At 53.2% G+C, this 517-nt stretch carries 1 protein-coding gene; it reads right to left on the bottom strand.

What is annotated here, in order from left to right:
* A partial coding sequence (locus AUR66_RS22720; RefSeq protein WP_331457004.1) for a glutamate ligase domain-containing protein occupies positions 1–249 on the bottom strand: 249 nt, incomplete at its 3' end.
* Positions 250–517: the final 268 nt, after the last annotated feature.

Raw genomic sequence — 517 nt, 5'->3', positions numbered from 1 at the left:
TTCACAGGTTACTACAGTATCAGCCGATGGAAGCGCGTCGGCCATTCCACGATGGTCTTTGTCTGACATCGCACCTACAACGAGATGTAGAGAGTCGTAATCAAACGAACCCAAGGTCTCAGACACTTTTTGACAACCACCAGGATTGTGTGCACCGTCGAGAACGATGAGTGGCTCTCGGCTCATGACCTCGAATCGTCCGGGCCAATGTGCGTTGCGAAGCCCACGCTTGACCGCATCGCTCTTCACATCAGTTATCTGGTTTGCCAACGTCACCGCAACGCCTGCGTTCTGAGCCTGGTGGGAACCAAGGAGTGGAAGTTTGGCTTCATACGCCCACCCATTTCCATCGACAGAGACAGCACCTTCGATTCCAACTCTTCCACGATACTCTACTTCGATTTCGGGCGGTGAATCAACCGGTAACCCAGTCTGACTCTCGCCGGTTCGACTCGTTCCAGAAGACCCAACTGTCGTGATTGAGTCCACTTCACTCTGGATTGATCTGAGCGCGTCA

It is taken from the genome of Haloferax profundi (assembly GCF_001469865.1).
In the GTDB taxonomy this organism is placed as follows: Archaea; Halobacteriota; Halobacteria; order Halobacteriales; family Haloferacaceae; genus Haloferax; species Haloferax profundi.
The sequence above is the reverse complement of the archived record's forward strand: the minus strand, read 5'-3'. Positions and strand labels throughout refer to the sequence as shown.